Origin of the sequence: Bacteroides cellulosilyticus DSM 14838 (assembly GCF_000158035.1) — a bacterium.
Lineage (GTDB): Bacteria > Bacteroidota > Bacteroidia > Bacteroidales > Bacteroidaceae > Bacteroides > Bacteroides cellulosilyticus.
Genome location: NZ_EQ973495.1, coordinates 1 through 9,254 on the forward strand (window position 1 = coordinate 1; position 9,254 = coordinate 9,254).

Sequence of the window (9,254 nt, forward strand, 5' to 3'; positions counted from 1 at the left end):
ACACAACCTCCTTCATTTTATACTGAAATAATATTTTAATATACCAGTTTCACATTATCGATCCAGAGTGAATTACCGGGAGAACCTATGTATGCTCCTCCATGGCTGGAAGTAAACTGCAATAATAAATGTGTAGGAGCATCTTCTTCTGTTCCCCATGCTACTTCTTTAACCGGAACACTTTCACCTTTACTGTTAATAGCGTAACGTTCTTCTACCTGCAAACGCATCATGTGGGGCTTATAAGCAGGATCACCGGTGATATCTCCATACATGATTGAATAGGTAGCATTATTACGCCAATCAGTGGTATTATAGTAACGAACCACCATAGTCCCTACCCGCTTAGCAAAAATATTGCCATCCTTGTCTTCCCAACGCTTCTGCAAAAACAAATTCACCTCCGGGAAGTCTTTACCTTCTACGTCCGTTATCCGACTGAAACCGGTAGCACGAATCCGCTTTTCCCTATCAGACATATTAACTTTATAGTCAAACTGCACAGCGATAGGTTTCTTGGTAAAGGGAATACCGGAATTCAGCATCTTTTGCGGATTCTTTGTGCCCTTAATCGGCTCATGCACTTCCCCCAAAAACATAGAACCTGCGGCAAGTACTGTGATATCAACAATACCCAATACTTTTACGCTTTCCATACGGGTATCCATACGGGCACAGTAGCCATCGCCACGCTTCTCGGGAAACACTGAAGTATTGGTTTTAGTAATACCCGCCACGCGCGCCATCACATTCGAAGTAGCCCATGGCGAACCACCCATGTTCTTATAGGCCTTATTCTCACGAATAGTCGCAGTCGGTCCAATAGCATATACATTCTTCAACGCACCACCGATAATGCCCGACTCTTTAATCTGACGGTCTATCCATTGATCCATGTCTCCGAACGGAATCACTTCCACAGTATGCTGTTGCTGCTGTGCAAGTGCCGTTCCGCAACATAAAAAAGCGGATAGCAAGCCGTACATACAAATTTTCTTCTGCATCATCTCATTAGCTTTTTTTTTAATTAAAGTTCATATTTCCACTGCTCCAATGCAAAGTTCCAGTTATCCTGAACCAATTGCACGGTACGATCATCATATTTATATTTATTCTTCTTATATCCCTTCTTTCCACCTACATACTTTTCTATATCATTGCGTGCTTCAGCAAATCCGGGAATAGACAAGCCACGATAAATCTGCTCAGTCATCCCCATAGCATCCGCTTCGAAGTCTTCGAACTTTACTTCCATCAGATTACCGGCAGGAATACAAGATTTATCAGCCTCGTATTTATGATACAGTTTGGCATAAATAGAAAGAATATTCTTTTCAATTTCGTCATTACTGATATCCTGCAACTTCAACGGCTGGATTGTATTCGTGAAGAAACTTCGGGTACTCTCGAACACCGTATAAGGATTACGCATCAGATAGATAAATTTAGCATTAGGGAACATTTTGACCAGTTCCTTCACACGTCCCGTATGGGGTGGATTCTTACTCAAGAACTGTGTTCCGTTAGTATTCCACAATGATATCTTAATCAGCTTGATAAACACTTCTTCAAAAACCTTCAGTTCCTTTTCCGTTATATCATCGAACAGCAAATATTTATCTGCATATTCCTGCTGATACTTTGGGAGGAACCAAAAGTTATAATAGGTATAAGGCATCATATTGGCAAGTGCAAACTCTTCTTCCTGTGGCAGATCTACAGCAAGTTCCATGTTATCTGTAGGACGCTTATCAGGCATCAACCAGCTCATGTTCTTCTTGAAGAAAGGCTGTCCCCACATCATCAGATGCGGAAATACAGTTTGGTAAGTAGTATTATAGCCAAAATGCTTGTCACATGAGAAAACATTATGCACAAAGGTCGTCCCGCTGCGCCAATGGCCAAGAATGAATACCGGATCATGCTCTAACGGTTGGGATGCCAACCGTTTCTCATAACGTCCGTTCTGCAAAGGAGCCAGTGTAGAAAGTAGACGACATACCGCCTTAGTCAAACGGTATTTGCCTTTGTATGCCGCATCAATTTCCCGCCCTTTCGTAATAGCATTAAATGTTTTCCAATCGGCTCCCACCAAAGTATTTATAGGGAGTTTGTTAAATTCCAGTAAACCCATAATTATGGTACATTATTTGATTATTTTCACTTCAATACCTTGGCGCTTCAAATCTTTCACCGCTTTTTCTATAGCTTCATAGTGTTCGGGAGCAATTTCTAACTTCGGTAAGTTCAAAACCGGAAGATCTTCAGAAAGATGCATATCCTTATCCTCTACCCTATCGATAATCATACCGACAGCACTGGTATTATTGGTAATCGGATCAATCAGAATGAATGCACCTGTTGCCTTATTTTTTTGATAAGGATCAAAGAATAATTCCTTGGCAGTAGTAAGAACAACACGAGCTATCTGATTTAACTGCATAGGCAGATCATCAGGCGTCAATCGTCCATTATCAACGGACAACTGATCCATCGTATTAACATCTACTTTATATTTAATGTTACTGATACGTGAACGACTCAAATTAGTAGTCTGCTTGATGAAGAAGGATTTATTGAGATCCATCGGCTCTTCATCCATCCACACCAGCATGGCCTCAAAATTGCGATCTACAACCGGTAAATTATCAGGATGTACCAACATCTCTCCTCTCGATACGTCAATCTCATCTTCCAGCGTTAAAGTTACAGATTGAGGCGGAAAAGCATAATCCAGTTCGCCGTCATACGTAACAATGCTCTTGACACGTGATTTTTTGCCTGAAGGTAACGCTATTACTTCATCCCCTTTACGTACTACCCCTGATGCAACTTTACCGCAAAAACCACGGAAATCAAGATTAGGGCGCAATACATACTGTACCGGGAAACGGAAGTCCGACAGGTTATGATCGTTATCAATATGGACAGTCTCCAAGAAATCGAGCAAAGAAATGCCATTGTACCATGGAGTGCGTTCAGACCTCTCCACTACATTATCGCCATCCAAAGCGGAGAGCGGAATACAAGTCACATCAGGAATACCCAATGGTGCAATAAACTGTTTATACTCTTTAACGATTTCATTAAAGCGCTCCTCAGAGAAGCCTACCAAGTCCATTTTATTAACAGCAAGCACCACATGCTTAATGCCCAACAAAGACACCAGAAAAGAATGACGACGCGTCTGTGTAATGACACCGGTACGGGCATCTACAAGAATGATAGCCAGATTAGCCGTTGAACCGCCGGTAATCATATTACGCGTATATTGCTCGTGTCCCGGAGTATCAGCAATAATGAATTTACGATTATTAGTAGAGAAATATCGATATGCCACATCAATCGTAATACCTTGTTCACGTTCTGCTTTCAGACCATCCAGCAGCAATGCGTAATCAATGTGATCACCGGCATTTCCCATACGCTTACTATCACGTTCCAATGCATCTAACTGGTCTTCATACAATTTCTTGCTATCAAACAACAAACGCCCGATCAACGTAGATTTTCCATCATCCACCGAACCGGCAGTCAGAAAGCGGAGTAAGTCTTTCTGTTCGTCTTTATCCAGAAACTCCTTGATATTTAGTTTAGAGTTATTCTCCATCACTTTTTACTTTTTAATTGTCACCTTTATCTTCTTAAACCTAAGCATTAAAGTTCTAAAAGTCAGGTTTAAGATTTCAATCCTCAGGTTTTAATTTTTAATTCTTAATTCTTAAAAGTATCCCTCACGCTTTTTCTGCTCCATACTGGCATCCTGATCAAAGTCGATTACACGGGTGGTACGCTCACTCTTGGTGGTAGTCATCATCTCCTCTACAATTGTCTCAATCGTATCCGCATTGCTCTCTACCGCACCGGTCAACGGCCAACAACCCAACGTACGGAAACGTACCATTTTCATCTTTATCTGATCACGATATTTTTCAGGCAGGCGGTCATCATCTGCCATAATCAAATTACCATCAATTTCTACGCACGGACGCTCCTTAGCATAATACAACGGAACAATAGGAATATTTTCCAAACGAATGTATTGCCAGATATCCAGCTCCGTCCAGTTACTCAACGGGAACACACGAATGCTTTCTCCCTTATGCACACGGGCATTGTAGATATCCCACAATTCCGGACGCTGGTTCTTCGGGTCCCATTGGTGGAACTTATCACGAAAAGAAAAAATACGTTCTTTCGCACGTGATTTCTCTTCGTCACGACGAGCACCCCCAAAAGCTGCGTCAAATTTATATTTATCCAAAGCACTCAGAAGAGCCTTAGTTTTCATCAAGTCTGTGTGTACTTTACTTCCATGAGTAAACGGTCCTACACCTGCATGAAAAGCCTCCATATTACTTTCTACTATCAGATTCCAGCCATGTTTTTTGGCATACTCATCGCGGAATTGAATCATTTCCTTAAATTTCCACTTCGAATCGATATGCATCAACGGGAAGGGTACTTTACCCGGATAAAAGGCTTTTTCGGCAAGGCGAACCATTACCGAAGAGTCTTTTCCAATACTATAAAGCATCACCGGATTTTCAAATTCCGCTGCCACTTCACGGATGATATGAATAGACTCTGCTTCGAGTTCTTTCAGATGGCTCAATTTATATTCTTCCATTTTTTATATAATCACTTTTTAATCTGTATTTTCGGTAAAATGAGGTCGAGCAGTTGGTTGACTGACTCTTCCAGGCTGAGTTTTGAGGTATCTAACGTCAATGCCGGATGAAGGGGTGCTTCAAACGGAGCGGAAATCCCCGTAAAATTTTTAATCTCTCCCCGGCGTGCCTTTGCGTACAGCCCCTTTACATCCCTACGCTCACACTCAGTCAAAGGGGTACTTACATACACTTCATAGAAGTCCTCCTGCCCGATGATATTAGCCGCCATTTCTCGGATATCATTGTTAGGACTGATAAAAGCAGCAATAGTTATAATGCCTGAATCAATAAAAAGTTTGGAAACTTCTGCAATACGGCGGATATTTTCTACACGATCAGCTTCAGTAAAGCCCAAATTATTATTGATACCACTACGGATATTATCCCCGTCCAGAATGCGGCAAAGTAAACCTCGCTTATGCAATTCGCGCTCCAAAGCAATAGCTATCGTACTTTTACCGGAACCGCTCAATCCGGTAAACCATATCATCACACTATGCTGACCGAGAAGTTCTTCTTTATCCTCTCTTGACAACATCCTATCAAAAATCGGATATATATTATTGTCTGTCATAATCTAATTATTAAAAGGGCCAAATTAATGGAATAAGGAATATGGATATCAAGAAAGCTATAATATTCAGCGGCAATCCGATACGGACAAAATCAGTGAACTTATAGTTTCCAATACCTTGCACAATCAAATTTGTCTGATAACCGATAGGTGTAGAGAAACTGGCAGAGGCAGCCATACAGATCACTACAAAGAAAGGCATAGGGCTGACACCCATCTGCGAAGAAATGGAGAGCGCCAATGGGAAAGCTAATGCAGCAGCGGCATTATTGGTTATCAATTCGGTAAACAAGTTCGTAATGATAAATACAGCTGCCAGTAACACCTGAGGACCGTAATGTTCAGTCATACCGATGATATAAGTTGCCACGACATCTGCCACACCGGAATTAACCATTGCTTTACTGATGGCAAAAGCACACGCAATTGTTATCAGGATATCCCATGAAATGTATTTAGTGTACTTACGGGCCGGAAAAATTTTAGTCCACGCCATAATGATAGTAGTCACAGAGACAAAGAAAAACATATCCAACTTGATATTCGGGAATGCCTCTTTCACAACCGGCAGCTCGCCTACCGTAGCCCCGGTAATCATCAATATCAGTAATAAAAGGGCAAACCAACGTTTCCCCTTTCCGGGAACCGGTTCGTTATCTTTGCCATTGGCCAACAAAACGAACACGGAAGACTCTCCCCAAGTTTGAACAAAAGAATCATCCGCCATCACCACTAATGTATCACCCTCACGCAAAACCTCATTATCCAGATTCGCAGTAATACTTTGTCCGCTCCGCTTTATTTCCTTAACAGCTGCTCCATAGTGACGCTGAAAATTAAACTCTCCCAACTTCTTGTTAATACCAGGAAAACGAGGGCCAAGTACAGCCTCAACCCGATGCAAACCAACATCTTCTTCCGGTTCGTCATCTTGCTTCACAGCATCCGTACGAACATCCGGCAAGAGTTTAGAAGAAAATAGCAATAAATAAATAATTCCTGCTATAGCTATGAAAATACCCACTTTACCTAATTCAAACATAGTAAATCCTTCATAACCTGCCTCTAATATCATGCCGTGTACTACCAGGTTAGTAGAAGTTCCGATAAGAGTACATATACCTCCCAAAATAGTCACATAAGAAAGAGGTATCAAAAACTTGGTAGCAGGCAATTTTACCGACTCTGCCCAACGCTTGATTATCGGAGCAAATATTACAACAACAGGGGTGTTATTAAGAAAAGCAGAAATAAAAGAGATAGTGGGAAGCATGCGAAGTTGGGCTTTAAACACAGTCGTCTTGCCCTGAGGAAGCAACTTTTTGATAACCTGTCCCAATGCTCCGGACTGACGAATACCCTCACTGACCAAAAATAGCATAGCTACGGTAATCATTCCTTTATTACTAAAACCTTCCAGCATCTCTTTGGGTGTCAGGATGCCGGCACATAAGAACAAAACCACAACGGAAAATAGCACCATGCCGGGACGCATTTTATCCAATGCCAATGCCACCACCATGCCCAAAAGTGCCAATAGCACAAATATTATCTCAAATGTCATACATTATACTGTATCTTGTTACTATTTCATTTGCTTAGGTTCCACCACAAACCACGGATTCAGTAAATTCTCTTTATTGTAACAAAGCGGCTCTTCTTTTCCAGCCTGATAAACTTCCAATCCGGCAGCACGTGCTATAGCATGTCCTGCTGCCGTATCCCATTCCATGGTAGGTGCAAAACGAGGATATACATCCGCCTTTCCTTCGGCTACAAGGCAGATTTTAATGGAACTACCACTAGATATAAGTTCTACTTCCGAGTGTTGACGCTTCATTTCTTCGATATAAGCCTCCGTCTCCGGAGTTAGATGCGAACGGGAAGCCACGATTACAAATTTTCCTCTTTCGGTAACAGAAGGCAGACGGGTAGCGGATGCAATCAGTTCATCCAGTGAAGCATTTCCGCGAGAAGTTACATTGGAGAGTTTGTATGCCCCAATGCTTTCTTCTGCAAAATAAAGTTCCTGTTTCACAGGAAGATAAATAACTCCCATTACGGGTACTGAATGATTAACCCATGCGATATTTACAGTAAACTCTCCATTTCGTTTAATAAACTCCTTGGTACCGTCCAGAGGATCTACAATCCACAAAGCATCCCATCCACAGCGTTCTGCATAGGGTAAATGTTTCCCTTCTTCACTCAGAATGGGAAAAGGAGTATCACACAGAAAACCTGTAATCGTTTCATGTGCCTTGCGATCCGCAATGGTTAAAGGGGAGTTATCCGCTTTTTTTTCTATTTCAAAGTCCGATGCCGGGTCATTATAGATGGAAAGAATGTCTGCACCGGCTTGCAGAGCAGCATCTATTGCGCTTAATATATATTTTTGTTCCATATATGGTATCTATACTTACACATAGTGTGCAAAATTAAAAACTTTTTCATCCTCAAAAGTTTCCGGGCTTCGTTTTATAACTTCTTTTAAACTACCTAATACATTTATAAGCACTTTTCACAATCAATAAATCGAAAAAGGAACTCCAAACGTTGAAGTTCCTTTTTCGTCTACTTTTACCTAATCTCTACTTACATCTACTTTTTATTTTCCACAGCTTCACCCGCCCATTCTACGGCACCTTTTTCTTTCAGCTTTGCCGTGATTTTTTTGGCTTTCTCCATGGCAACACTTTCATCTTCAGGGGAAGCATAAGCATGTTTATACCCCTTCACTTTATTCCATTCGCCACGGGTAAAGTCCGGGAAAGCAACGGCTGCACAATTGTTGTCCATAGACAATTCGCCTAACTCGGCCAGACAACACCATTCTGCCAAATCATAGACATCCATATCTAAGGGAAGTCCATTTTGCAGGCAATACACCAAACGGCTATCCATAATAAAGTCCATGCCACCATGACCACCAACTTCTTTTGCCATTTCACCGTATTTCTTCAGGATGGGATGCTGGTATTTCTGCACTAGAGCTTCCATATCTTTTTTAGGCATAAAACTATGGGAATTCAAGTTATCTACCTCAGGTACAACTCCCGACGCATTCAGCTGTTTTGCATCCAATGCATAACCTTCTATCGGATATTTATTTGCGAACCCCTTGGTACCGGTCAACTGATATAGACGGTTATAGGGTTGCGGAGTCATCACATCATGTTGTATCTCAATCACCTTTCCATTTTCCGTACGAATCAACGTAGTTGTATGGTCACCGTTACGGAAATTCTCACAAGGCTGTCCCGTTCTTTCTTCTACCAACGACTTACCTACTACCGATTTGGTATCCATAGCAACGAGTGTCTTCATACGGTCACCACGATGTATATCCAACGCTTGCGCTACAGGACCAAGACCATGAGTGGCATATACATCTCCCCGATGTTTCATATTATATTCCAGACGCCAACCCAGTTTGTCATTTTCACCATTCTTCCAGTAATGATCCCAGAAAGGTTCCAGATTATGAATATAAGCTCCCTGGGCACGAACGACCTCCCCAAACACACCCTGTTGCGCCATATTCAGAGTATTCATTTCAAACCAGTCATAACAGCAGTTCTCAAGGATCATACAATGTTTGCGAGTCTTCTCGCTCATATTTACCAATGCCCAACACTCTTTCAAGTCCATAGCAGAAGGAACTTCGATGGCAACATTTTTATTATTCTCCATCGCACACATAGCGACAGGGAAATGATGCAGCCAATCTGTTGCGATATACACCAGATCTATATCATCCCGTTTACACAATTCTTCGTATCCTTTTTCACCTGAATATATAGCTGCTTTAGGCATAGAAGCTCTCTGTAAATACTTCTGACATTTCTCTGCCCGTTCCTTTTCATAGTCACATAAAGCAACGATTTCTACACCCGGAATATACGTAAAACGTTCTACGGCTCCGGGACCACGCATTCCCAAACCTACAAATCCCACACGAACCACTTCCATTTTAGGTATCGTCAGCCCTATTACACTTGTTTGTT

General features: G+C 41.7%; 8 protein-coding genes. All 8 read right to left on the bottom strand.

The window, feature by feature from the left end; all coding sequences use genetic code 11:
* Positions 1 to 35 precede the first annotated feature (35 nt).
* Positions 36 to 1,007 carry a PCMD domain-containing protein gene (locus BACCELL_RS22370; RefSeq protein ID WP_007214380.1) on the bottom strand — a complete coding sequence of 324 codons (972 nt, stop codon included), beginning with the start codon at positions 1,005 to 1,007 and terminating at the stop codon, positions 36 to 38.
* 20 nt (positions 1,008 to 1,027) lie between these two features.
* Entirely contained in the window at positions 1,028 to 2,134 is a 1,107-nt protein-coding gene (locus BACCELL_RS22375) for a cholesterol-responsive sulfotransferase (RefSeq protein ID WP_007214381.1), read from the bottom strand.
* A gap of 12 nt (positions 2,135 to 2,146) precedes the next feature.
* Positions 2,147 to 3,610 (bottom strand): sulfate adenylyltransferase subunit CysN, encoded by a 1,464-nt coding sequence (gene cysN, locus BACCELL_RS22380; protein WP_007214382.1) that lies wholly within the window; start codon positions 3,608 to 3,610, stop codon positions 2,147 to 2,149.
* A 111-nt stretch (positions 3,611 to 3,721) separates the two neighbouring features.
* On the bottom strand, positions 3,722 to 4,630 hold the full coding sequence (gene cysD, locus BACCELL_RS22385) for a sulfate adenylyltransferase subunit CysD (protein WP_007214383.1): 909 nt from the start codon (positions 4,628 to 4,630) through the stop codon (positions 3,722 to 3,724).
* A gap of 11 nt (positions 4,631 to 4,641) precedes the next feature.
* Complete coding sequence (gene cysC / locus BACCELL_RS22390; RefSeq protein ID WP_007214384.1) at positions 4,642 to 5,247, bottom strand: adenylyl-sulfate kinase; 606 nt, start codon at positions 5,245 to 5,247, stop codon at positions 4,642 to 4,644.
* Between the two features lie 10 nt (positions 5,248 to 5,257).
* Positions 5,258 to 6,811 (bottom strand): SLC13 family permease, encoded by a 1,554-nt coding sequence (locus BACCELL_RS22395; RefSeq protein WP_007214385.1) that lies wholly within the window; start codon positions 6,809 to 6,811, stop codon positions 5,258 to 5,260.
* Between the two features lie 21 nt (positions 6,812 to 6,832).
* Positions 6,833 to 7,651, bottom strand: coding sequence for a 3'(2'),5'-bisphosphate nucleotidase CysQ (gene cysQ / locus BACCELL_RS22400; protein ID WP_007214386.1), 819 nt, complete (start codon positions 7,649 to 7,651; stop codon positions 6,833 to 6,835).
* 197 nt (positions 7,652 to 7,848) lie between these two features.
* Positions 7,849 to 9,254, bottom strand: a 1,406-nt coding sequence (locus tag BACCELL_RS22405; RefSeq protein ID WP_007214387.1) for a Gfo/Idh/MocA family protein, incomplete at its 5' end; no start/stop codon positions are given.

Excerpts from the sequence above, each read along its gene's own strand:
- BACCELL_RS22370 (WP_007214380.1), bottom strand. The coding sequence starts at position 1,007 with ATGATGCAGAAGAAAATTTGTATGTACGGCTTGCTATCCGCTTTTTTA.
- BACCELL_RS22375 (WP_007214381.1), bottom strand. The coding sequence starts at position 2,134 with ATGGGTTTACTGGAATTTAACAAACTCCCTATAAATACTTTGGTGGGA.
- cysN (WP_007214382.1), bottom strand. The coding sequence starts at position 3,610 with ATGGAGAATAACTCTAAACTAAATATCAAGGAGTTTCTGGATAAAGAC.
- cysD (WP_007214383.1), bottom strand. The coding sequence starts at position 4,630 with ATGGAAGAATATAAATTGAGCCATCTGAAAGAACTCGAAGCAGAGTCT.
- cysC (WP_007214384.1), bottom strand. The coding sequence starts at position 5,247 with ATGACAGACAATAATATATATCCGATTTTTGATAGGATGTTGTCAAGA.
- BACCELL_RS22395 (WP_007214385.1), bottom strand. The coding sequence starts at position 6,811 with ATGACATTTGAGATAATATTTGTGCTATTGGCACTTTTGGGCATGGTG.
- cysQ (WP_007214386.1), bottom strand. The coding sequence starts at position 7,651 with ATGGAACAAAAATATATATTAAGCGCAATAGATGCTGCTCTGCAAGCC.